Source organism: Enterobacter cloacae complex sp. HYC042_NIDB (assembly GCF_056673315.1).
In genome coordinates, this window is the sequence record NZ_CP109650.1 from 1,558,125 (window position 1) to 1,581,292 (window position 23,168).

A 23,168-nucleotide genomic window follows, 5' to 3' on the forward strand; every position below is an offset into this window, starting at 1 on the left:
AATGACATGCCTGAAGGTCCGGAGATCCGCCGCGCGGCGGATAGCCTGGAGGCGGCGATAAAGGGCAAACCGCTGACCGATGTCTGGTTTGCCTTTCCTCAACTTAAGCCGTTTGAAACAGAGCTGGTGGGACAGACGGTGACCCATATTGAAACGCGCGGCAAAGCGTTGCTCACGCATTTTTCCCATAACCTGACGTTATATAGCCATAACCAGCTCTACGGTGTGTGGCGCGTAGTCGATGCGGACGAGAAGCCGCAAACGACGCGCGTGCTGCGCGTCCTGTTACAAACGGCGGATAAGGCAATCCTGCTCTACAGCGCCTCTGATATCGAAATGTTAACGCCGGAGCAGCTGCTGACGCATCCGTTCTTACAGCGCGTCGGGCCGGACGTGCTGGACATGCGCCTGACGGCGAGCGATGTGAAGGCCCGACTGTTATCGCCCAAATTCCGCAACCGCCAGTTTTCCGGATTGTTGCTCGATCAGGCTTTTCTGGCGGGATTAGGCAACTATCTGCGGGTGGAAATCCTTTGGCAAGTGGGGCTGGCGCCGCAGCGCAAGGCCTCTCAGCTTAGCGAGGAACAGCTGGACGCGCTGTCCCACGCGCTGCTGGACATTCCACGGCTGTCGTACAACACGCGCGGCCTGGTGGATGAGAACAAACATCACGGGGCGCTGTTCCGGTTTAAGGTGTTCCATCGGGCGGGGAAAAAGTGCGAGCGTTGTGGTGGGGGGATTGAGAAGGCTACGATCTCTTCCAGACCGTTTTACTGGTGCCCCCGGTGCCAGATGTAAAAAAGCCGGGTGGCGGAGGTAAAAGCAAAACGGCAACGAAAGTTGCCGTTTTTAATGTTTTCACCCTCTCCCTGTGGGTGTACGGTCCGGGGACATAGTGAACACTTGTTCGGGGACATGGTAGACACTTACAACTGAGGCATAAGAACCCGTTTATGGAGTCGCTTATGCCCTGGGATGCGAGAGATACCATGTCATTACGTACCGAGTTTGTGCTGTTCGCCTCGCAGGACGGGGCGAACATCCGTTTCCTCTGCCGTCAGTTCGGCATTTCTCCTGCCACCGGCTACAAGTGGCTTCAGCGCTGGGCTGAGGAAGGTGCCTCCGGTCTTCAGGACCGCTCCCGCGCACCTCATCATTCCCCGAACCGCTCATCTGACGACATCACGGCCCTGCTGCGCATGGCGCATGACCGTCATCAACGCTGGGGCGCCCGCAAGATTAAGCGCTGGCTTGAAGACCAGGGGCACCGTATGCCCGCCTTCAGCACCGTCCATAATCTGATGGCCCGTCACGGTCTGCTGCCGGGCGCATCACCGGGCGTTCCGGCTACGGGACGCTTCGAACATGACGCGCCGAACCGGCTCTGGCAGATGGATTTTAAGGGCCACTTTCCCTTTGGCGGTGGCCGCTGCCATCCGCTCACCCTGCTGGACGACCACTCCCGTTTTTCCCTGTGCCTGGCGCACTGTACCGATGAACGGCGCGAGACCGTGCAGCAGCAGCTGGTCAGCGCGTTTGAACGCTACGGCCTGCCGGACAGGATGACGATGGACAACGGCTCACCGTGGGGCGACACCACCGGCACCTGGACGGCGCTGGAGCTGTGGCTGATGCGCCACGGTATCCGGGTGGGGCACTCCCGGCCTTATCATCCGCAGACGCAGGGCAAGCTGGAGCGTTTTCACCGCAGCCTGAAGGCGGAAGTGCTGCAGGGAAAATGGTTCGCGGACAGCGGAGAGCTGCAGCGCGCTTTCGATCACTGGCGCACGGTGTACAACCTTGAACGCCCGCACGAGGCGCTGGATATGGCGGTACCGGCCTCGCGGTATCAGCCGTCAGCGCGGCAGTACAGCGGCAGCGTAACGCCACCTGAATACGATGAAGGGGTGAAGGTCAGGAAAGTGGATGTCAGCGGAAAGCTGAGCATACAGGGTGTCAGTCTGAGCGCAGGCAAGGCGTTCAGGGGAGAACGGGTCGGGCTGAGGGAGACACAGGATGACGGCTGCTATGAAGTGTGGTGGTACAGCACGAAAGTGGGGGTGATCGACCTGAAGAAAAAGTCGATCACCATGGGTAAAGGATGTTAAAAAGTGTTCACCATGTCCCCGAACACCTGTCTACCATGTCCCCGGACTGTACAGTGGGAGAGGGCCGGGGTGAGGGCATCAGGCCGCACCCAACGTTTTTTAGCGCTTCAGGTCAGACTTAAAATCACGCTGCTCGTAGCCGGTGTACAGCTGACGAGGACGGGCGATTTTCATGCCTTCGCTGTGCATTTCGTTCCAGTGCGCAATCCAGCCCACGGTACGCGCCATGGCGAAGATCACGGTGAACATGGAAGATGGAATGCCCATCGCTTTCAGAATAATGCCAGAGTAGAAATCGACGTTCGGGTAGAGTTTCTTCTCAATGAAGTACGGGTCGTTCAGCGCGATGTGTTCCAGCTCCATCGCCACTTCCAGCAGATCGTCTTTGGTGCCCAGCTCTTTCAGCACTTCGTGGCAGGTCTCACGCATAACGGTTGCGCGCGGGTCGTAGTTTTTGTAAACACGGTGACCGAAGCCCATCAGGCGGAAGGAGTCATTCTTGTCTTTCGCGCGACGCACGAACTCTGGAATGTGCTCAACGGTGCTGATCTCTTCCAGCATCTTCAGCGCCGCTTCGTTCGCGCCGCCGTGCGCCGGTCCCCACAGGGAGGCGATGCCCGCAGCGATACAGGCGAACGGGTTCGCGCCTGAAGAGCCTGCGGTACGGACGGTAGAGGTAGAGGCGTTCTGCTCGTGGTCAGCGTGCAGGATCAGAATACGGTCCATCGCACGTTCCAGCACCGGATTCACTTCATACTCTTCGCACGGTGTGGAGAACATCATGCGCAGGAAGTTGCCGGCGTAGGAGAGGTCGTTACGTGGGTACACAAACGGCTGGCCGATGGAGTATTTGTAGCACATCGCCGCCATGGTCGGCATTTTGGACAGCAGGCGGAACGCCGCGATATCACGGTGACGCGGGTTATTCACGTCAAGTGAGTCGTGGTAGAACGCCGCCAGCGCACCGGTAATCCCGCACATCACCGCCATTGGGTGAGAGTCACGACGGAACGCATGGAACAGACGGGTAATCTGCTCATGGATCATGGTGTGACGGGTTACGGTGGTTTTGAATTCATCGTACTGCGCCTGCGTCGGCTTTTCGCCGTTCAGCAGGATGTAGCACACTTCCAGGTAGTTGGATTCGGTGGCTAACTGATCGATGGGGAAGCCGCGATGGAGCAGGATACCTTCGTCACCGTCAATGTAGGTGATTTTGGATTCGCAAGATGCGGTAGAGGTAAATCCAGGGTCAAAGGTAAATACTCCTTTGGAACCCAGCGTACGGATATCAATAACATCCTGACCGAGCGTGCCTTTTAGCACATCCAGTTCAATAGCATCATCACCATTTAGGGTGAGTTTTGCCTTTGTATCAGCCATTTACGGTCTCCTTAGCGCCTTATGCTTAAGACTGCTTTTACCGGATTTGCCTTCAGCTGTTAATCACCGTTACCAGATTGTTATTTGGCTTACCGCTCAGCTCACGAGGAGTAACCAGGGTACAGAGCTATGGCGCCTTGCAGGTAAACGAATGAAATATCAGTGAAACAACAGCAAATCAGCGTTTTTGCAGTCCGAATTATTCAAACCTGTATATCACTAATAACTGTCCTGATAACTTCGGTCAATACCATCACACTGTTACATAACTATTTGTCAGGTGAAAGAGAGACCTCATAACTTTTGCGCATTATATGCCTTTTCTGATGACGTTTGTAACAATATTGTTTAACATTTGTCAAATCAGATGATTAAAAATTAAAAAGATGTTGTTATCGTGACCCTGATCACTGTTCCAGAGAAAACCCAACAAACTGTATGTAGGTTAATTGTAATGATTTTGTGAACGGCCTATACTGCCGCCAGGTCTCCGGAACACCCTGCAATCCCGAGCCACCCAGCGTTGTAACGTGTCGTTTTAGCATTTGGAAGCAATGTTTTGCATGACGCGCAGTTATAGAAAAGGAACGCTGCTTGACCCGCATCGCAGTCCGGAGGAAGGAAACAATAAGAACAGCATGTGGGCGTTATTCATGATAAGAAATGTGAAAAAACAAAGACCTGTCAATCTGGATCTCAAAACGATCCGGTTCCCCGTAACAGCAATAGCGTCCATTCTGCACCGTGTTTCTGGTGTGATTACGTTTGTGGCGGTCGGTATTTTGCTGTGGTTACTGGGCACCAGCCTCTCTTCCCCTGAAGGATTCCTCCAGGCCTCGGCCATCATGAATAGCTTCTTCGTGAAATTTATCATGTGGGGCATTCTCACCGCGCTGGCCTATCACGTTGTTGGCGGCGTACGCCACATGCTGATGGACTTTGGCTATCTGGAAGAGACGTTCGAGGCCGGGAAACGTACCGCGAACATTTCATTTGTGATCACTGTCGTGCTTTCACTTCTCGCAGGAGTTCTCGTATGGTAAGCAACGCCTCCGCATTAGGACGCAACGGCGTACATGACTTCATTCTGGTCCGCGCTACCGCCATCGTCCTCACGCTTTACATCATCTATATGATCGGTTTCTTCGCGACCAGCGGCACGCTGACGTGGGAAATCTGGAGTGGTTTCTTCGGATCGGCCTTCACCAAAGTGTTCACCCTGCTGGCCCTGTTCTCCATCCTTATCCATGCCTGGATCGGCATGTGGCAGGTGTTGACCGATTACGTTAAACCGCTGGCGATTCGCCTTCCGCTGCAACTGATTATTGTTGTTGCGCTGCTGGTTTACGTCATTTATGGATTTGTTGTGGTGTGGGGTGTGTAATGAAACTGCCAGTCAGAGAATTTGATGCTGTTGTGATTGGTGCGGGTGGCGCAGGTATGCGCGCCGCACTGCAAATTTCCCAGAGCGGCCAGACCTGTGCGCTGCTCTCTAAAGTATTCCCGACCCGTTCCCACACTGTGTCCGCGCAGGGCGGTATTACCGTTGCGCTGGGTAACTCCCATGAAGATAACTGGGAATGGCACATGTACGACACGGTAAAAGGTTCCGATTACATCGGCGACCAGGATGCCATCGAGTATATGTGTAAAACCGGCCCGGAAGCGATTCTGGAGCTGGATCACATGGGTCTGCCGTTCTCCCGTCTGGAAAATGGCACCATCTATCAGCGTCCGTTTGGCGGCCAGTCGAAAAACTTCGGCGGCGAGCAGGCGGCACGCACCGCGGCGGCGGCTGACCGTACTGGTCACGCGCTGCTGCACACCCTGTATCAGCAGAACCTGAAAAACCATACCACCATCTTCTCCGAGTGGTATGCGCTGGATCTGGTGAAAAACGCCGATGGCGCAATTGTTGGCTGTACCGCGCTGTGCATAGAAACCGGTGAAGTGGTTTACTTCAAAGCCCGCGCGACCGTGCTGGCGACCGGCGGTGCAGGCCGTATTTACCAATCCACCACCAACGCCCACATCAACACCGGTGACGGTGTCGGTATGGCTATTCGCGCCGGCGTACCGGTGCAGGACATGGAGATGTGGCAGTTCCACCCAACCGGTATCGCCGGTGCGGGCGTGCTGGTCACCGAAGGCTGCCGCGGTGAAGGTGGCTACCTGCTGAACAAACACGGCGAGCGCTTCATGGAGCGTTATGCCCCGAATGCGAAAGACCTGGCGGGTCGTGACGTGGTGGCGCGTTCCATCATGATCGAAATCCGTGAAGGCCGCGGCTGCGATGGCCCATGGGGTCCACACGCGAAGCTGAAGCTCGACCATCTGGGTAAAGAAGTGCTGGAATCCCGTCTGCCGGGCATCCTGGAACTGTCCCGTACTTTCGCGCACGTCGATCCGGTGAAAGAGCCGATCCCGGTTATCCCAACCTGCCACTACATGATGGGCGGTATTCCGACCAAAGTGACCGGTCAGGCGCTGACCGTGAACGAGCAGGGCGAAGACGTGGTCATTCCTGGCCTGTTCGCGGTAGGCGAAATCGCCTGCGTATCCGTACACGGCGCCAACCGTCTGGGCGGCAACTCCCTGCTGGACCTAGTGGTATTTGGTCGTGCGGTGGGTCTGCATCTGCAGGAGTCCATTGCCGAGCAGGGCGCGCTGCGTGATGCAACCGACGACGAAATCGACGCCTCTCTTGAACGCCTCAACCGCTGGAACGGTAACCGTAACGGCGAAGATCCGGTGGAAATCCGTAAAGCGCTGCAGGAGTGCATGCAGCACAACTTCTCGGTATTCCGCGAAGGCGATGCGATGGCCAAAGGCCTTGAGCAGCTGAAGGCGATCCGCGAGCGTCTGAAAAATGCCCGTCTGGACGACACCTCCAGCGAGTTCAACACCCAGCGCGTTGAGTGCCTGGAGCTGGATAACTTGATGGAAACCGCATTCGCAACCGCGATGTCGGCAAACTTCCGTACCGAAAGCCGTGGCGCCCATAGCCGCTTCGACTTCCCGGATCGTGACGATGAAAACTGGCTGTGCCATTCCCTGTATCTGCCAGAGTCGGAAACCATGACGCGTCGTAACGTCAACATGGAACCGAAACTGCGTCCGGCGTTCCCGCCGAAGATTCGTACTTACTAATGCGGAGACAGGATAATGAAACTCGAATTCTCAGTTTATCGTTATAACCCGGATGTTGATGACGCTCCGCGCATGCAGGACTATACCCTCGAAGCGGAAGAAGGTCGTGACATGATGCTGCTGGATGCCTTAATCCAGCTGAAAGAAAAAGATCCTACGCTGTCGTTCCGCCGCTCCTGCCGTGAAGGGGTATGTGGCTCTGACGGTGTGAACATGAACGGCAAAAACGGCCTGGCCTGCATCACGCCAATTTCAGCGCTGCAGCGTCCTGGTCAGAAAATTGTTATCCGTCCTCTGCCAGGCCTGCCGGTCGTGCGTGATTTGGTGGTAGACATGGGGCAATTCTATGCACAATATGAGAAGATTAAGCCTTACTTATTGAATAATGGGCAAAATCCACCCGCTCGCGAGCACTTACAGTCTCCTGAGCAGCGTGAAAAACTCGATGGTCTGTACGAGTGTATTCTCTGCGCATGCTGTTCAACGTCCTGCCCGTCGTTCTGGTGGAATCCGGACAAGTTTATCGGCCCTGCGGGTCTGCTGGCTGCCTATCGCTTCCTGATCGACAGCCGCGACACCGAAACCGACAGCCGTCTGGAAGGATTAAGTGACGCTTTCAGCGTATTCCGCTGCCATAGCATCATGAACTGCGTCAGTGTGTGTCCGAAGGGGCTGAACCCGACGCGCGCCATCGGCCATATTAAGTCGATGCTGCTGCAGCGCAGTGCGTAAGTAGTGAGAGGGGAGCGCTGTTCCCCTCACCCTAACCCTCTCCCAAAGGGAGAGGGAATAAATTGCAGAAACCTTTAAAAACTGCCCTGAAGTCTAGACAGTTTCTAAAGGTTCCTTCGCGGGCCAAATGAAAAGAGCTCGCAGGTGAACCCCGGCACGTACACGCGGTGTGCGTGGTAGTTTCTACGGCGAAAGTAAGCATAAAAATGCTTAAGGGATCACGATGCAGAACGGCGCAATGAAAGCCTGGCTGGACTCTTCTTACCTCTCTGGTGCCAACCAGAGCTGGATAGAACAGCTCTATGAAGACTTCTTAACCGATCCTGACTCAGTGGACGCAAACTGGCGTTCCATGTTCCAGCAGTTGCCTGGTACAGGGGTCAAACCGGATCAATTCCATTCCAAAACACGTGATTATTTCCGTCGTCTGGCGAAGGATGCCTCACGTTACTCTTCTGCGATTTCCGACCCTGACACCAATGCGAAGCAGGTTAAAGTCCTGCAGCTTATCAACGCTTATCGCTTCCGCGGTCACCAGCATGCGAATCTCGATCCGCTGGGACTGTGGCAGCAGGAACGTGTGGCCGATCTCGATCCGGCGTATCACGATCTGACCGAGGCCGATTTCCAGGAAAGCTTTAACGTAGGTTCCTTTGCCATCGGCAAAGACACGATGAAGCTGGGCGATCTGATTGACGCGCTCAAGCAAACCTACTGCGGCTCCATCGGCGCGGAATATATGCACATTACCTCTACCGAAGAGAAACGCTGGATCCAGCAGCGCATCGAATCCGTAGCGGGCCACGCGACCTTCTCGGCCGACGAGAAGAAACGCTTCCTCAGCGAACTGACCGCAGCGGAAGGGCTTGAGCGCTATCTGGGCGCGAAGTTCCCGGGCGCAAAACGCTTCTCGCTGGAAGGCGGTGACGCGCTGGTGCCGATGCTGAAAGAGCTGATTCGCCACGCAGGCAAGAGCGGCACCCGTGAAGTGGTGCTCGGCATGGCGCACCGTGGTCGTCTGAACGTGCTGGTCAACGTGCTGGGTAAAAAACCGCAGGACCTGTTCGACGAATTCGCGGGCAAACACAAAGAACACCTCGGCACCGGTGACGTGAAGTACCACATGGGCTTCTCGTCAGATATCGAAACCGAAGGCGGTCTGGTTCACCTGGCGCTGGCGTTTAACCCGTCACACCTGGAAATCGTCAGCCCGGTGGTTATCGGTTCCGTGCGCGCGCGTCTGGATCGTCTGGACGAGCCGAGCAGCAATAAAGTGCTGCCAATCACCATCCACGGTGATGCGGCGGTCACAGGGCAGGGCGTGGTTCAGGAAACCCTGAACATGTCAAAAGCGCGTGGTTATGAAGTGGGCGGTACCGTTCGCATCGTGATCAACAACCAGGTGGGCTTCACCACCTCTAACCCGCTGGATGCCCGTTCTACTCCATATTGCACCGACATCGGTAAGATGGTACAGGCGCCGATCTTCCACGTTAATGCGGATGACCCGGAAGCCGTGGCTTTCGTGACCCGTCTGGCGCTGGACTTCCGTAATACCTTTAAGCGCGATGTGTTCATTGACCTCTTCTGCTACCGCCGTCACGGCCACAACGAAGCGGATGAGCCAAGTGCAACCCAGCCGCTGATGTACCAGAAAATCAAAAAACACCCGACCCCGCGCAAAATCTATGCTGACAAGCTGGAAAGCGACAAGGTGGCGACGCTGGAAGATGCGACCGAAATGGTCAACCTCTACCGCGACGCGCTGGACGCGGGGGAATGCGTGGTGAAAGAGCTGCGTCCGATGAACATGCACTCTTTTACCTGGTCGCCGTACCTCAACCACGAGTGGGATGAGAGCTACCCGAACAAGGTTGAGATGAAGCGCCTGCAGGAGCTGGCTAAACGCATCAGCACCGTGCCGGACGCTATCGAGATGCAGTCTCGCGTGGCGAAAATCTACGCCGACCGTCAGTCCATGGCGGCAGGCGAGAAGCTGTTCGACTGGGGCGGGGCGGAAACGCTGGCCTACGCAACGCTGGTTGACGAAGGGATCCCTGTTCGTCTGTCCGGTGAAGATGCGGGCCGCGGGACCTTCTTCCACCGTCACGCAGTGGTTCACAACCAGTCTAACGGTTCAACCTACACTCCGCTGCAGCACGTGCATAACGGTCAGGGCCAGTTCAAGGTCTGGGACTCCGTGCTGTCTGAAGAAGCGGTCCTGGCATTCGAATACGGCTACGCCACGGCGGAACCGCGCACCCTGACCATCTGGGAAGCGCAGTTCGGCGACTTCGCCAACGGTGCGCAGGTCGTTATCGACCAGTTCATCTCCTCCGGCGAGCAGAAGTGGGGCCGCATGTGTGGCCTGGTAATGCTCCTGCCGCACGGTTATGAAGGCCAGGGTCCGGAGCACTCCTCCGCGCGTCTGGAACGTTATCTGCAGCTCTGCGCCGAGCAGAACATGCAGGTCTGCGTGCCGTCCACCCCGGCTCAGGTGTACCACATGCTGCGTCGTCAGGCGCTGCGCGGTATGCGCCGTCCGCTGGTGGTGATGTCGCCGAAATCCCTGCTGCGTCATCCGCTGGCGGTCTCCAGCCTGGAAGAGCTGGCGAACGGTACCTTCCTGCCGGCCATCGGTGAAATTGACGAGCTAGATCCGCAGGCCGTGAAGCGTGTGGTGATGTGTTCTGGTAAGGTTTATTACGACCTGCTGGAACAGCGCCGCAAGAACGATCAGAAAGATGTCGCCATCGTGCGTATCGAACAGCTTTATCCGTTCCCGCATCAGGCGATGCAGGAAGTGCTGAAACAGTACGCTCACGTACATGATTTTGTCTGGTGCCAGGAAGAGCCGCTCAACCAGGGCGCATGGTACTGCAGCCAGCATCATTTCCGTGAAGTGATTCCATTTGGGTCAGCCCTGCGCTATGCAGGTCGCCCGGCCTCCGCCTCTCCGGCGGTAGGGTATATGTCCGTTCACCAGAAGCAGCAACAAGATCTGGTCAATGACGCGCTGAACGTCGATTAATTAAAGGATACATAATGAGTAGCGTAGATATTCTTGTTCCCGACCTGCCTGAATCCGTAGCAGATGCGACCGTCGCTACCTGGCACAAAAAACCAGGCGATGCCGTTAAGCGCGATGAAGTGCTGGTAGAAATCGAAACTGACAAAGTGGTACTGGAAGTACCGGCTTCGGCGGATGGCGTTCTGGACGCGGTGCTGGAAGATGAAGGCACCACCGTCACCTCTCGTCAGATCCTGGGGCGCCTGCGTGAAGGCAACAGCGCGGGCAAAGAGTCCAGCGCGAAGTCTGAAGAGAAAGCTTCTACGCCGGCTCAGCGCCAGCAGGCTTCTCTGGAAGAACAGTCTAACGACGCCCTCAGCCCGGCGATCCGTCGCCTGCTGGCTGAACACAGCCTTGACCCGGCAGCCATCAAAGGCACCGGTGTGGGCGGTCGTCTGACCCGCGAAGACATCGACAAGCACCTGGCGAAAGCGCCTGCTCAGGCGGAAGCGAAAGCCCCTGTGGCCGCGCCGGCAGCTCAGCCTGCTCTGGGTGCCCGCAGCGAAAAACGCGTACCGATGACGCGCCTGCGTAAGCGCGTGGCCGAGCGTCTGCTGGAAGCGAAAAACTCCACCGCGATGCTGACCACCTTCAACGAAGTGAACATGAAGCCAATCATGGATCTGCGTAAGCAGTACGGTGACGCGTTTGAAAAACGTCACGGTATCCGTCTGGGCTTCATGTCCTTCTACGTGAAGGCGGTGGTTGAAGCGCTGAAACGCTACCCGGAAGTGAACGCGTCTATCGATGGCGATGACGTGGTTTACCACAACTACTTCGACGTCAGCATGGCGGTTTCTACCCCACGCGGCCTGGTGACCCCGGTTCTGCGTGATGTGGATACCCTGGGTATGGCTGACATCGAGAAGAACATTAAAGAGCTGGCCGTGAAAGGCCGCGACGGCAAGCTGACCGTAGACGACCTGACCGGCGGTAACTTCACCATTACCAACGGCGGCGTATTCGGCTCGCTGATGTCTACCCCGATCATTAACCCGCCGCAGAGCGCGATCCTGGGTATGCATGCCATTAAAGATCGCCCGATGGCGGTTGACGGTAAAGTTGAGATCCTGCCGATGATGTACCTGGCGCTCTCTTACGACCACCGCCTGATCGACGGCCGCGAGTCCGTGGGCTTCCTGGTAGCCATTAAAGAGCTGCTGGAAGATCCAACGCGTCTGCTGCTGGACGTCTAGTAACGATTTAGCATCACCTGCCCCGTGGACCGGCACACGCTGCGCCGGTCTACAGGTTTGAAGATAACGATTACCCTGAAGGATGGATAGAACACATGAACTTACATGAATATCAGGCCAAACAGCTGTTTGCCCGGTATGGCTTACCGGCTCCGGTGGGTTATGCCTGTACTACCCCGCGTGAAGCAGAAGAAGCCGCATCTAAAATCGGTTCCGGCCCGTGGGTAGTTAAATGTCAGGTTCACGCTGGTGGCCGTGGTAAAGCGGGCGGTGTGAAGGTTGTTAAGAGCAAAGAAGAGATTCGTGCGTTTGCTGAACATTGGCTCGGCAAGCGTCTGGTGACTTACCAGACAGATGCGAACGGCCAGCCGGTTAACCAGATCCTGGTCGAAGCGGCGACCGACATCGCGAAAGAGCTGTACCTGGGCGCGGTGGTTGACCGTAGCTCCCGTCGCGTGGTGTTCATGGCGTCTACCGAAGGCGGCGTGGAAATTGAAAAAGTGGCGGAAGAGACCCCACACCTGATCCACAAAGTGGCTATCGATCCGCTGGCGGGCCCAATGCCTTATCAGGGTCGCGAGCTGGCGTTCAAGCTGGGTCTGGAAGGCAAACTGGTTCAGCAGTTCACCAAGATCTTCATGGGCCTGGCGACTATCTTCCTTGAGCGCGATCTGGCGCTGATCGAGATCAACCCGCTGGTGATCACCACCCAGGGCGACCTGATCTGCCTCGACGGCAAGCTGGGCGCTGACGGCAACGCGCTGTTCCGCCAGCCGGATCTGCGCGAAATGCGCGACCAGTCTCAGGAAGATCCGCGTGAAGCACAGGCTGCTCAGTGGGAGCTGAACTACGTGGCGCTGGATGGCAACATCGGCTGCATGGTTAACGGTGCGGGCCTGGCGATGGGCACCATGGACATCGTTAAGCTGCACGGCGGTGAGCCGGCGAACTTCCTTGACGTGGGCGGTGGCGCAACCAAAGAGCGCGTAACCGAAGCGTTCAAAATCATCCTCTCTGACGACAACGTTAAAGCGGTACTGGTTAACATCTTCGGCGGCATCGTCCGTTGCGACCTGATTGCAGACGGCATCATCGGTGCGGTAGAAGAAGTGGGTGTTAACGTTCCGGTGGTTGTGCGTCTGGAAGGTAACAACGCTGAACTCGGCGCGAAAAAACTGGCTGACAGCGGCCTGAATATTATTGCAGCGAAAAGTCTGACGGATGCAGCTCAGCAGGTTGTTGCCGCAGTGGAGGGGAAATAATGTCAGTTTTAATTAATAAAGATACCAAGGTTATCTGCCAGGGCTTCACCGGTAGCCAGGGGACTTTCCACTCCGAACAGGCGATTGCCTACGGCACGCAGATGGTTGGCGGCGTAACGCCAGGTAAAGGCGGCACCACGCACCTGGGCCTGCCGGTGTTCAACACCGTGCGTGAAGCGGTAGAAGCGACGGGCGCAACCGCGACCGTGATCTACGTTCCGGCACCGTTCTGCAAAGACTCCATTCTGGAAGCGATCGACGCAGGCATCAAGCTGATCATCACCATCACCGAAGGCATCCCGACCCTGGATATGCTGACCGTGAAGGTGAAGCTGGACGAAGCAGGCGTGCGCATGATCGGCCCGAACTGCCCAGGCGTGATCACTCCGGGCGAATGCAAAATCGGCATCATGCCTGGCCACATTCACAAGCCGGGCAAAGTGGGCATCGTTTCCCGTTCCGGTACCCTGACCTATGAAGCGGTTAAGCAGACCACCGACTACGGCTTCGGCCAGTCCACCTGCGTGGGCATCGGCGGTGACCCAATCCCGGGATCTAACTTCATCGACATCCTGAAGCTGTTCCAGGAAGATCCGCAGACCGAAGCGATCGTGATGATCGGTGAGATCGGCGGTAGCGCGGAAGAAGAAGCGGCTGCTTATATCAAAGAACACGTGACCAAGCCAGTCGTGGGCTACATCGCGGGCGTGACCGCGCCGAAAGGCAAGCGTATGGGTCACGCGGGCGCGATCATCGCCGGTGGTAAAGGTACGGCTGATGAGAAGTTTGCCGCGCTGGAAGCCGCAGGCGTGAAGACCGTTCGCAGCCTGGCGGATATCGGCGAAGCACTGAAATCCATCATTAAGTAAGTCCTCTCTGCTCCCCGAACGGGGAGCGATGAAGTATAAAAATGTCCGTTTCGACATGGTTGGCCGCTGTAAAGCGGCCTTTTTTATTGCCTGCGTCTGGCGACGAGAGTGAACTTGTAGTCGTCGGTATTGAACACGTTGCGGCTGTATTCAAACACCCGTCCGTCCTTCAGGAACCCACGGGAGACTTTTTCCAGGATCGGCTTTGCCGGATCGAGCGACAGCGCGGCGATCGCCTCCTCTGAGGGCATGATCGGCATCAGCTCCTGCTCGCTGCGATCGATAACCAGCTTTTTGATCTGCTCAACGTAGTGATATTTCGAATTCTCCATCACTTCCCAGGTGAGGTCGGGAAACATGGCCAGCGGCATCCATGTCTCCTCCAGGTTCACCGGCTTCTGCTTGATGAAACGCACGCGCTTAACGTGCCAGACCTTATCTTCCACGCCAACCGCTAATGTTGCCGCCAGCCGCGCATCGGCTTTCACCACTTCAAAGATTTTGACATCACTGTGCGTATCGACATGACGATCCGCCAGCTTTTCGTAAAAGCCGGTGAGCTGATAAATATCGTAATTAACGCGCTCCTCTTTTTTTACATAAGAGCCGCTGCCCTGAATACTTTCGATGATCTGCTCATCGGCGAGCAGTTTCAGGGCCTGCCGCACGGTGACGCGGCTGACGCGAAACGCCTCCTGAAGACTGGACTCCGTCGGCAGCGCGTCTCCGGGTTTTAATTCCCCGGCGTTGATTTTCTCGCGGAACGCATCGGCTATCTGCCGGTACATCGGTTTGTTGCCCATTTTATCGCGCCTGCTTAATACCTTTTCAGGGAATTATGCATTCAACTGATGATTTGTAAATAATACAATTAAAATACAAATTTGGCTTTTAGTGAAAGTGATCACATAAATGTATTATCAGGTCTGCCAGAATCCTCCCCAGACAATAACTTTGTATAGGTGAGGATCTTTATGAATCTGACGACTCTGACCGATCCGCGTGCTGTTTGCGTTCAGGCGCAGTTTACCCGCCGGGATGAGGCAATCCGTCAGCTTACGGCGCGGCTGGTGGCGCTGGGCAAAATCGCTGATGCCGATGCGTTTCTGGAGGAGGTGTTTCATCGGGAATCGCTTGGGCCGACCGCGCTGGGTGAAGGACTGGCCGTTCCTCACGGTAAATCAGCCGTCGTGAAGGAGGCGGCTTTTGCCGTGGCAACTCTGCGAGAACCGCTTGCATGGGAAGGCGTGGACGGGCCGGAAGAGGTTGAGCTGGTTTTTCTGCTCGCCATTCCGCCAGCAGAAGCGGGTTCGACTCATATTCAGGTGCTGACGGAGCTGACGTCTCGCCTGGCGGATGACGATCTCAGGGCGCGCGTGATGGCTGCTACCACGGCGGAAGACGTGCTTGCTGCGCTTGAAGCTGCCCCTGACACGGAAGAGGCAGCCGTCGCGCTGAATGCCCCGACAATCGTCTGCGTGACCGCCTGTCCGGCCGGGATCGCGCATACCTATATGGCCGCAGAGTACCTGGAAAAAGCGGGACGCAAGCTTGGCGTCAACGTGGTGGTCGAAAAGCAGGGGGCAAACGGCATTGAGGGGCGCATCACCGCGCAGCAGCTTCGTGAGGCCAAAGCGTGCATTTTTGCCGCAGAAGTGGCGATCAAAGAGAGCGAGCGTTTTCAGGGGATCCCCGCCATCTCCGTGCCCGTCGCGGAGCCTCTGCGCCATGCTGAAGCGCTTATTGAGCGCGCGCTGGCGCTGCAGCCTGCATCCGATGCGCGTCCTGCGCATGTCGATACCGAAACGAAAAAGAGCGTTAAAACTGAACTCAAGCAGGCACTTCTCAGCGGTATCTCTTTTGCGGTGCCGCTGATCGTCGCTGGCGGTACGGTGCTGGCCGTGTCGGTACTGCTGGCGCAAATACTGGGCCTGCAGCACCTGTTTGACCAGGAAAACTCGTGGCTGTGGATGTACCGCAAGCTTGGCGGCGGCATGCTCGGCATTCTGATGGTACCTGTTCTGGCGGCCTATACCGCGTATTCGCTGGCGGATAAACCCGCGCTGACGCCGGGCTTTGCGGCCGGTCTTGCTGCCAATATGATCGGCTCCGGTTTTCTGGGCGCTATCGTCGGTGGGCTGATCGCGGGCTATCTAATGCGCTGGGTGAAAAACCACATCCGGCTCAGTAGCCGCTACAACGGCTTTCTGACCTTTTATCTCTATCCGGTGATTGGCGTGCTGGGCGCGGGCAGCCTGATGCTGTTTGTGATTGGCGAACCGGTGGCCTGGCTCAATAACACGCTCACCGTCTGGCTTAACGGTCTCTCCGGCGCGAATGCGCTGCTTCTGGGGGCAATCCTCGGTTTTATGTGCTCATTCGATTTGGGTGGCCCGGTCAACAAAGCCTCTTACGCGTTTTGCCTGGGGGCGATGGCGAACGGCGTTTATGGTCCTTACGCAATCTTTGCCTCCGTCAAAATGGTCTCAGCCTTCACCGTCACGGCGTCGACGATGCTGGCGCCGAAGCTGTTTAAACCGTTTGAAATTGAAACCGGTAAATCAACGTGGCTGCTCGGCCTGGCGGGCATTACCGAAGGGGCGATCCCTATGGCGATTGAAGATCCGCTTCGCGTCATTGGCTCATTTGTGCTCGGCTCCATGGTAACAGGCGCGGCTGTCGGTGCGATGGGGATCGGGTTGTCTACCCCGGGGGCCGGGATTTTCTCTCTCTTTTTACTTCACGATGCCGGGTTGGGCGGTGTGGTTGCGGCGGCGGGCTGGTTTGGCGCGGCGCTGGCGGGGACCGCTGTCTCCACGTTTGTTCTGCTGCTCTGGCGACGTCAGGCGGTAAAAAAGGGCAAGTACCTCACAGAAGACGCCATACCGTAAAAACTCACAAAACAGGAAACGAAGATGAAAGCTGTATCTCGCGTTCATATCACGCCGCATATGCACTGGGACCGTGAGTGGTACTTCACCACTGAAGAGTCGCGCATTCTTCTGGTCAATAATATGGAAGAGATCCTGACCCGCCTGGAGCAGGACGACGAGTATAAATATTACGTCCTTGATGGCCAGACGGCGGTGCTGGAAGATTATTTTGCCGTCGTGCCCGAAAACCGCGCGCGGGTAAAGGCGCTTGTGGAGCGCGGAAAACTGATTATCGGCCCCTGGTATACCCAGACCGATACCACGATTGTCAGCGGCGAGTCGATTGTCCGCAACCTGATGTACGGCATCCGGGACTGTATGGCGTTCGGCGAGCCGATGAAGATCGGCTATCTGCCGGATTCGTTTGGTATGTCCGGCCAGCTTCCGCATATCTATAACGGATTTGGCATTACCCGGACGATGTTCTGGCGCGGCTGCTCGGAACGACACGGGACCGATAAAACCGAATTTCTCTGGCAGAGCCAGGACGGCAGTGAAGTCACGGCGCAGGTGCTGCCGCTGGGCTACGCGATTGGTAAGTACTTACCGGAGGACGAAGCCGGGCTGCGAAAACGGCTCGACAGCTATTTCGACGTTCTGGAAAAGGCCTCCGTCACCAAAGAGATTTTGCTGCCCAACGGTCACGATCAGATGCCGCTGCAGCAGAACATTTTCTCCGTGATGGATAAGCTGCGTGAAATCTATCCGCAGCGTCAATTTGTAATGAGCCGCTTTGAAGAGGTGTTTGACCACATTGAGGCACGCCGCGATGAACTGGCGACCCTGAAAGGGGAGTTTATCGATGGGAAATACATGCGCGTGCACCGGACAATCGGCTCCACGCGCATGGATATCAAAATTGCCCATGCGCGTATTGAGAACAAAATTGTCAACATCCTCGAACCGTTGGCGACGCTTGCATGGACGCTGGGCTTCGATTATCACCACGGCCTGCTGGAGAAGATGTGGAAAGAGATCCTTAAAAACCACGCTCACGACAGCATCGGCTGCTGCTGCAGCGACAAGGTGCATCGTGAGATTGTCTCTCGTTTTGAACTGGCTGAAGACATGGCAGATAACCTGGTGCGTTTCTATATGCGCAAGATTGTCGACAACATGTCGCAAAGCGACGCCGACAAACTGGTGATGTTCAACCTGATGCCCTGGCCGCGTGAAGAGGTGATGAACACCACGATTCGACTGCGCGCCAGCCAGTTCCGTCTGTTGGATGATAAAGGAAACGAGATCCCGTATTTCATTCGCAGCGCGCGCGAGCTGGACCCAGGTCTCATTGACCGGCAGATTGTCCATTACGGTAATTATGAGCCGTTTATGGAGTTTGATATTCAGCTCAGCCAGATACTGCCGTCGATGGGCTACCGTACGCTGTTTATCGAGCCAAACGTGGCCGGGAAGGTGGTCTCTCCGGTGATAAACACCGAATCCTTGCTCGAAAACGCCTTCTGGCAGATTGATTTAAATAACGACGGTACGCTGCGCCTGCGCGACAAAGAAACCGGGCTGATTTATGACCGGGTGCTGGAAATCGAAGAGAGTTCGGATGATGGCGATGAGTACGACTACTCGCCTTCGCGGGAAGAGTGGAGACTCACTTCAGCGCAGGGCGAGCATCAGGTCGAGGTTATACACGAAGGCTGGCAGAGCAGGGCGGTGATTCGCCATCAGATCGCGGTACCGGCTAATCTGGCCGAACGCGCGGCGCGTCAGCGAAACGGGTCTCTCGGCGCTGAGGTTGAAATCACGCTTAGCCACCACAGCAGGCGTATTGATGTGGCGGTGCGTCTGGATAATCAGGCTGACGACCACCGCGTCCGCGTGCTGATTCCTACGCCGTTTATGACAGAGGACGTGTTAGCGGATACCCAGTTTGGCACCCTCACTCGTCCGGTGCAGGACGCGGCGATGGAAAACTGGCAGGAGGAGGGGTGGAAAGAAGCGCCGGTTCCCGTCTGGAATTTACTCAACTATGCCGTCCTGCAGGAAAAACGAAACGGGCTTGCGCTGTTCACCGAAGGACTACGCGAGTTTGAAGTAGTAGGCGAGGATAAAAAAGCCTTTGCCCTGACCCTGCTGCGCGGCGTGGGGTTACTCGGCAAAGAAGATTTGCTGTTGCGCCCCGGTAGGCCTTCAGGAATCAAAATGCCTGTTCCTGACTCCCAGGTGCGCGGTTCGTTAAGCAGTCGCTTTAGCCTCTTCAGCTTCAGTGGAACGCCGGAAAACGCGGGCGTCGCGCAGCAGGCTAAATCGTGGTTAACGCCGGTGCAGTGCTATAACAAAATTCCCTGGGACGCGATGAAGCTCAATCGCTCGTCGTTTACCACGCCGGAAAGTTACAGCCTGCTGGCGCTTTCGCCCACGGGATGCGTGCTCAGTACGCTCAAAAAGGCTGAAGATCGAGACGAGCTCATTCTTCGTCTGTTCAACCCTTCCGAGTCCAGCGCATGTGACGCGACGTTATCCGTGGGTCCGACCGTGAAACGGTGCTGCGAAACGGACATGAATGAAAGGATAATAGACAATCGTGAAGAAGAGGGCATCGTCGGGGCGTTCAGACCGGGACAGTCACGAACCTTCAGCATTCTTCTTGCCTGAAAACCGCTGACACGATCAAAAGGCCGCAGAGTTTGCGGCCTTTTTTCATTAGATAGTCACGCTTCGGTGTTAACTTCCGGGATAATAAAAGTAAATCAAATGTAATTTCTAAGAGTTGCAAAAACAGAATGGAAAAATAAACTGGCCCAGCTACGCTTATTGTTTGTCCCGCTTCGATAGGGCATTTTTCTCTCGCGTTAATTAAAATCACTTCTGTTTATATTTTTTTTGGTCTTCGATAACCAATCGCATCTTTGCATGCACATATCATTAACATGGTTTTTACCATTCTCACCGCAGCTAAACATGATTAACATCAAGACCGGTTTTTGATTTAAATCAAAGTTTAATGCTTGGAAAAAGATGCCGAAAAGCGCTAAATTGTCCCCGATCAAAATGGCCGAAAAGTGGTAATTTTGCTATAAATTGATCGCCGTCGAAAAACGTAAATGTGATTCAATAAAAACCTGTTTATTGTAAGGGTTTTGCAGCGTATTATATTTGCGGGATCAATTTGAGTTTTTTATTAACCTATTTGTAACCTGTCGTCATCGTTTTTATCCTTCTCCAGGGTAATAACGACGACCAGGATGCGAATAATTTGTATTGGGGCATGCGTGTGAATCTCTTTCTGACGGGGTTCACTCTCGGAGTCTTCATGCGATGAGCAAGGAGTCATAATGTTAGACGTAGTCGAACTGTCGCGCTTACAGTTTGCCTTGACCGCGATGTACCATTTCCTGTTTGTGCCGCTGACGCTCGGTATGGCGTTCCTGCTGGCAATTATGGAAACGGTTTACGTCCTCTCCGGCAAACAGATTTATAAAGATATGACCAAGTTCTGGGGCAAGTTGTTCGGTATCAACTTCGCGCTGGGCGTGGCAACCGGTTTGACCATGGAGTTCCAGTTCGGGACTAACTGGTCTTACTATTCCCACTATGTTGGGGATATCTTCGGTGCGCCGCTGGCCATTGAAGGCCTGATGGCCTTCTTCCTCGAATCCACCTTTGTAGGTCTGTTCTTCTTCGGTTGGGACCGTCTGGGTAAAGTCCAGCACATGGCCGTAACCTGGCTGGTGGCATTAGGTTCGAACCTGTCCGCGCTGTGGATCCTGGTGGCGAACGGCTGGATGCAAAACCCGATCGCGTCTGACTTCAACTTCGAAACCATGCGTATGGAGATGGTCAGCTTTGCCGAGCTGGTCCTGAACCCGGTTGCTCAGGTTAAATTTGTTCACACCGTTGCATCTGGCTACGTGTGCGGCGCGATGTTCGTGTTGGGTATCAGCTCCTACTATATGCTGCGCGGTCGTGACTTCGCGTTTGCCAAGCGCTCCTTTGCTATCGCTGCAAGCTTCGGTATGGCTGCAATCCTCTCCGTTATCGTTCTGGGTGATGAATCCGGTTACGAAATGGGTGACGTGCAGAAAACCAAACTGGCCGCTATCGAAGCCGAATGGGAAACCCAACCGGCGCCTGCTGCCTTTACGCTGTTCGGTATTCCCGATCAGGACGCGCAGGAAAACCGCTTCGCCATCCAAATTCCTTACGCGCTGGGTATCATCGCAACCCGTTCTGTCGATAAGCAGGTAACGGGTCTGAAGGAGCTGATGGTTCAGCACGAAGAGCGTATCCGTAACGGTATGAAGGCTTACTCGCTGCTGGAACAGCTGCGTGCCGGCTCTACCGATCAGGCCGTTCGCGATCAATTTAACGACGTGAAGAAAGACCTGGGCTACGGTTTGTTGCTGAAACGTTATACCCCGAACGTTTCTGATGCGACGGAAGCACAGATTCAGATGGCGACCAAAGACTCGATTCCACGCGTTGCGCCACTGTACTTCGCATTCCGTATCATGGTGGGCTGCGGCATCATCATGCTGCTGATCATTGCGGCGTCCTTCTGGTCCGTGATTCGTAACCGCATCGGCGAGAAAAAATGGCTGCTGCGCACCGCGCTGTACGGTATTCCACTGCCGTGGATCGCGATTGAATCCGGCTGGTTTGTAGCGGAGTATGGCCGCCAGCCATGGGCGATTGGTGAGGTGCTGCCAACGGCGGTCGCGAACTCTTCCCTGACGGCAGGCGACCTGATCTTCTCCATGCTGCTGATCTGTGGTCTGTACACCCTGTTCCTGGTGGCTGAACTGTTCCTGATGTTCAAGTTCGCGCGCCTTGGCCCAAGCAGCCTGAAAACCGGTCGCTATCACTACGAGCAGTCCACTGCGACTACTCAGCCGGCACGCTAAGACAGGAGTCATCAAATGATCGATTATGAAGTATTGCGTTTTATCTGGTGGCTGCTGGTTGGCGTTCTGCTGATCGGTTTCGCCGTCACGGATGGTTTCGACATGGGGGTGGGGATGCTCACCCGTTTCCTCGGTCGTAATGACACCGAGCGTCGAATCATGATTAACTCCATCGCCCCTCACTGGGACGGTAACCAGGTGTGGCTGATCACCGCAGGCGGCGCGCTGTTCGCTGCCTGGCCGATGGTCTACGCGGCTGCGTTCTCCGGCTTCTATGTGGCGATGATTCTGGTGCTGGCCTCTTTATTCTTCCGTCCGGTCGGTTTCGACTACCGTTCCAAGATTGAAGATACCCGCTGGCGCAACATGTGGGACTGGGGCATCTTCATTGGTAGCTTCGTTCCACCGCTGGTGATTGGCGTGGCATTCGGTAACCTGCTGCAGGGCGTACCGTTCCACCTCGATGAATACATGCGTCTTTACTACACCGGCAACTTCTTCCAGCTGCTGAATCCGTTTGGCCTGTTGGCCGGTGTGGTGAGCGTGGCGATGATCATCACTCAGGGCGCAACTTACCTGCAGATGCGTACTGTGGGTGAACTGCACCTGCGTTCCCGTGCTACTGCTCAGGTGGCGGCACTGGTGACGCTGGTTTGCTTCGCTCTGGCAGGCGTGTGGGTGGTGTACGGTATTGATGGCTACGTGGTGACGTCTGCGATTAACCACTCGGCACCGTCTAACCCGCTGACCAAAGAAGTGGCGCGTCAGGCTGGTGCATGGCTGGTGAACTTCAACAATACCCCTGCGCTGTGGGCGATCCCGGCTCTGGGCGTGCTGCTGCCGCTGCTGACCGTGCTGACGTCTCGTCTGGAGAAAGGTGCTCTGGCATTCGTGTTCTCTTCACTGACGCTGGCATGCATCATCCTGACGGCGGGTATTGCCATGTTCCCATTCGTCATGCCATCCAGCACCATGCTGAATGCTAGCCTGACCATGTGGGATGCAACCTCCAGCCATATGACGCTGAACTTAATGACTTACGTTGCTTGCGTGTTCGTTCCGATTGTTCTGGCATACACCATCTGGTGTTACTGGAAAATGTTCGGTCGTATCACCAAAGAACATATCGAAAGCAACACCCACTCTATGTACTAAGTAAGGAGCTGAATATGTGGTATTTCGCATGGATTTTAGGGACGCTTCTTGCCTGTGCTTTTGGTGTCATCACTGCCCTGGCGCTTGAGCACGTCGAAGCGACCAAAGCGGGTGAAGAAAAACACTGATGAATATTATCGCGAAGCTTTACGCGGTAATGGATAAGCGCCCGTTACGGGCGCTTTCTTTAGTGATGGCATTACTGCTGGCAGGCTGTATCTTCTGGGACCCGTCGCGCTTTGCGGCAAAGACCAGCGAGCTTGAGATCTGGCACGGCTTCCTCATCATGTGGGCAGTGTGTGCCGGGGTGATCCACGGCGTGGGCTTTCGTCCGAAAGCCGTTCACTGGCAGGGAATTTTTTGCCCGCTGATTGCCGATCTGGTGCTTCTCGCCGGTTTGATTTTCTTCTTCTTCTGAATAAGAAATGTCCGTTAACGTTATGGGCTT

The 23,168-nt window shown here is 55.7% G+C and carries 18 protein-coding genes; 16 read left to right on the forward strand and 2 right to left on the reverse strand.

All coding sequences use genetic code 11. From position 1 onward, the window contains the following. Positions 1-6 precede the first annotated feature (6 nt). Positions 7-798, forward strand: coding sequence for an endonuclease VIII (gene nei / locus OKF39_RS07390; RefSeq protein ID WP_248071285.1), 792 nt, complete (start codon positions 7-9; stop codon positions 796-798). Positions 799-965: 167 nt separating this feature from the next. Further along, a complete protein-coding gene (locus tag OKF39_RS07395) occupies positions 966-2,108 on the forward strand; it encodes an IS481 family transposase (RefSeq protein WP_028013617.1) in 1,143 nt (380 codons plus the stop codon). A 99-nt stretch (positions 2,109-2,207) separates the two neighbouring features. Here the strand turns inward: OKF39_RS07395 and OKF39_RS07400 are convergent, their stop codons facing one another. Continuing rightward, a complete protein-coding gene (locus OKF39_RS07400) occupies positions 2,208-3,491 on the reverse strand; it encodes a citrate synthase (protein WP_028012378.1) in 1,284 nt (427 codons plus the stop codon). A 638-nt stretch (positions 3,492-4,129) separates the two neighbouring features. Between OKF39_RS07400 and sdhC the strand changes: the two genes are divergently transcribed. From sdhC to sucD, 8 genes are all read left to right on the forward strand, one after another. Continuing rightward, a complete protein-coding gene (sdhC, locus tag OKF39_RS07405; protein WP_026080740.1) occupies positions 4,130-4,534 on the forward strand; it encodes a succinate dehydrogenase cytochrome b556 subunit in 405 nt (134 codons plus the stop codon). Continuing rightward, entirely contained in the window at positions 4,528-4,875 is a 348-nt protein-coding gene (sdhD, locus tag OKF39_RS07410) for a succinate dehydrogenase membrane anchor subunit (protein ID WP_003858621.1), read from the forward strand. The genes sdhC and sdhD overlap by 7 nt, the downstream gene beginning before the upstream one ends. Continuing rightward, positions 4,875-6,641, forward strand: a complete 1,767-nt coding sequence (gene sdhA / locus OKF39_RS07415) for a succinate dehydrogenase flavoprotein subunit (protein ID WP_041910764.1) — start codon at positions 4,875-4,877, stop codon at positions 6,639-6,641. The genes sdhD and sdhA overlap by 1 nt, the downstream gene beginning before the upstream one ends. Positions 6,642-6,656: 15 nt before the next feature. Next, positions 6,657-7,373, forward strand: a complete 717-nt coding sequence (sdhB, locus tag OKF39_RS07420; RefSeq protein WP_008501090.1) for a succinate dehydrogenase iron-sulfur subunit SdhB — start codon at positions 6,657-6,659, stop codon at positions 7,371-7,373. Between the two features lie 223 nt (positions 7,374-7,596). Then, on the forward strand, positions 7,597-10,404 hold the full coding sequence (gene sucA / locus OKF39_RS07425) for a 2-oxoglutarate dehydrogenase E1 component (RefSeq protein ID WP_045261080.1): 2,808 nt from the start codon (positions 7,597-7,599) through the stop codon (positions 10,402-10,404). Positions 10,405-10,418: 14 nt separating this feature from the next. Further along, positions 10,419-11,639: a 2-oxoglutarate dehydrogenase complex dihydrolipoyllysine-residue succinyltransferase gene (gene odhB, locus OKF39_RS07430; RefSeq protein WP_041910762.1), complete on the forward strand. Its 1,221-nt coding sequence runs from the start codon at positions 10,419-10,421 to the stop codon at positions 11,637-11,639. Between the two features lie 95 nt (positions 11,640-11,734). Continuing rightward, positions 11,735-12,901 carry an ADP-forming succinate--CoA ligase subunit beta gene (gene sucC, locus OKF39_RS07435; RefSeq protein ID WP_006809579.1) on the forward strand — a complete coding sequence of 389 codons (1,167 nt, stop codon included), beginning with the start codon at positions 11,735-11,737 and terminating at the stop codon, positions 12,899-12,901. Continuing rightward, complete coding sequence (gene sucD / locus OKF39_RS07440) at positions 12,901-13,770, forward strand: succinate--CoA ligase subunit alpha (RefSeq protein WP_008501094.1); 870 nt, start codon at positions 12,901-12,903, stop codon at positions 13,768-13,770. The genes sucC and sucD overlap by 1 nt, the downstream gene beginning before the upstream one ends. An 83-nt stretch (positions 13,771-13,853) precedes the next feature. Here the strand turns inward: sucD and OKF39_RS07445 are convergent, their stop codons facing one another. Beyond that, a complete protein-coding gene (locus tag OKF39_RS07445) occupies positions 13,854-14,573 on the reverse strand; it encodes a GntR family transcriptional regulator (RefSeq protein ID WP_028012382.1) in 720 nt (239 codons plus the stop codon). Positions 14,574-14,744: 171 nt separating this feature from the next. On the opposite strand from OKF39_RS07445, the gene mngA reads away from it, so the two are divergent. From mngA to ybgE, 6 genes are all read left to right on the forward strand, one after another. Then, positions 14,745-16,661, forward strand: coding sequence for a PTS 2-O-a-mannosyl-D-glycerate transporter subunit IIABC (gene mngA, locus OKF39_RS07450; RefSeq protein ID WP_048957822.1), 1,917 nt, complete (start codon positions 14,745-14,747; stop codon positions 16,659-16,661). A gap of 24 nt (positions 16,662-16,685) precedes the next feature. Then, positions 16,686-19,316: a mannosylglycerate hydrolase gene (gene mngB, locus OKF39_RS07455; RefSeq protein WP_479983637.1), complete on the forward strand. Its 2,631-nt coding sequence runs from the start codon at positions 16,686-16,688 to the stop codon at positions 19,314-19,316. A 680-nt stretch (positions 19,317-19,996) separates the two neighbouring features. Next, a complete protein-coding gene (cydA, locus tag OKF39_RS07460) occupies positions 19,997-21,565 on the forward strand; it encodes a cytochrome ubiquinol oxidase subunit I (protein WP_045261075.1) in 1,569 nt (522 codons plus the stop codon). A 15-nt stretch (positions 21,566-21,580) separates the two neighbouring features. After that, a complete protein-coding gene (gene cydB, locus OKF39_RS07465) occupies positions 21,581-22,720 on the forward strand; it encodes a cytochrome d ubiquinol oxidase subunit II (protein ID WP_028012386.1) in 1,140 nt (379 codons plus the stop codon). Between the two features lie 14 nt (positions 22,721-22,734). Next, positions 22,735-22,848 (forward strand): cytochrome bd-I oxidase subunit CydX, encoded by a 114-nt coding sequence (gene cydX / locus OKF39_RS07470; protein ID WP_003858598.1) that lies wholly within the window; start codon positions 22,735-22,737, stop codon positions 22,846-22,848. Further along, on the forward strand, positions 22,848-23,138 hold the full coding sequence (ybgE, locus tag OKF39_RS07475; RefSeq protein ID WP_008501100.1) for a cyd operon protein YbgE: 291 nt from the start codon (positions 22,848-22,850) through the stop codon (positions 23,136-23,138). Before cydX ends, ybgE begins: the two co-directional genes overlap by 1 nt. Positions 23,139-23,168 lie beyond the last annotated feature (30 nt).

Excerpts from the sequence above, each read along its gene's own strand:
- nei (WP_248071285.1), top strand. The coding sequence starts at position 7 with ATGCCTGAAGGTCCGGAGATCCGCCGCGCGGCGGATAGCCTGGAGGCG.
- OKF39_RS07395 (WP_028013617.1), top strand. The coding sequence starts at position 966 with ATGCCCTGGGATGCGAGAGATACCATGTCATTACGTACCGAGTTTGTG.
- OKF39_RS07400 (WP_028012378.1), bottom strand. The coding sequence starts at position 3,491 with ATGGCTGATACAAAGGCAAAACTCACCCTAAATGGTGATGATGCTATT.
- sdhC (WP_026080740.1), top strand. The coding sequence starts at position 4,130 with ATGTGGGCGTTATTCATGATAAGAAATGTGAAAAAACAAAGACCTGTC.
- sdhD (WP_003858621.1), top strand. The coding sequence starts at position 4,528 with ATGGTAAGCAACGCCTCCGCATTAGGACGCAACGGCGTACATGACTTC.
- sdhA (WP_041910764.1), top strand. The coding sequence starts at position 4,875 with ATGAAACTGCCAGTCAGAGAATTTGATGCTGTTGTGATTGGTGCGGGT.
- sdhB (WP_008501090.1), top strand. The coding sequence starts at position 6,657 with ATGAAACTCGAATTCTCAGTTTATCGTTATAACCCGGATGTTGATGAC.
- sucA (WP_045261080.1), top strand. The coding sequence starts at position 7,597 with ATGCAGAACGGCGCAATGAAAGCCTGGCTGGACTCTTCTTACCTCTCT.
- odhB (WP_041910762.1), top strand. The coding sequence starts at position 10,419 with ATGAGTAGCGTAGATATTCTTGTTCCCGACCTGCCTGAATCCGTAGCA.
- sucC (WP_006809579.1), top strand. The coding sequence starts at position 11,735 with ATGAACTTACATGAATATCAGGCCAAACAGCTGTTTGCCCGGTATGGC.
- sucD (WP_008501094.1), top strand. The coding sequence starts at position 12,901 with ATGTCAGTTTTAATTAATAAAGATACCAAGGTTATCTGCCAGGGCTTC.
- OKF39_RS07445 (WP_028012382.1), bottom strand. The coding sequence starts at position 14,573 with ATGGGCAACAAACCGATGTACCGGCAGATAGCCGATGCGTTCCGCGAG.
- mngA (WP_048957822.1), top strand. The coding sequence starts at position 14,745 with ATGAATCTGACGACTCTGACCGATCCGCGTGCTGTTTGCGTTCAGGCG.
- mngB (WP_479983637.1), top strand. The coding sequence starts at position 16,686 with ATGAAAGCTGTATCTCGCGTTCATATCACGCCGCATATGCACTGGGAC.
- cydA (WP_045261075.1), top strand. The coding sequence starts at position 19,997 with ATGTTAGACGTAGTCGAACTGTCGCGCTTACAGTTTGCCTTGACCGCG.
- cydB (WP_028012386.1), top strand. The coding sequence starts at position 21,581 with ATGATCGATTATGAAGTATTGCGTTTTATCTGGTGGCTGCTGGTTGGC.
- cydX (WP_003858598.1), top strand. The coding sequence starts at position 22,735 with ATGTGGTATTTCGCATGGATTTTAGGGACGCTTCTTGCCTGTGCTTTT.
- ybgE (WP_008501100.1), top strand. The coding sequence starts at position 22,848 with ATGAATATTATCGCGAAGCTTTACGCGGTAATGGATAAGCGCCCGTTA.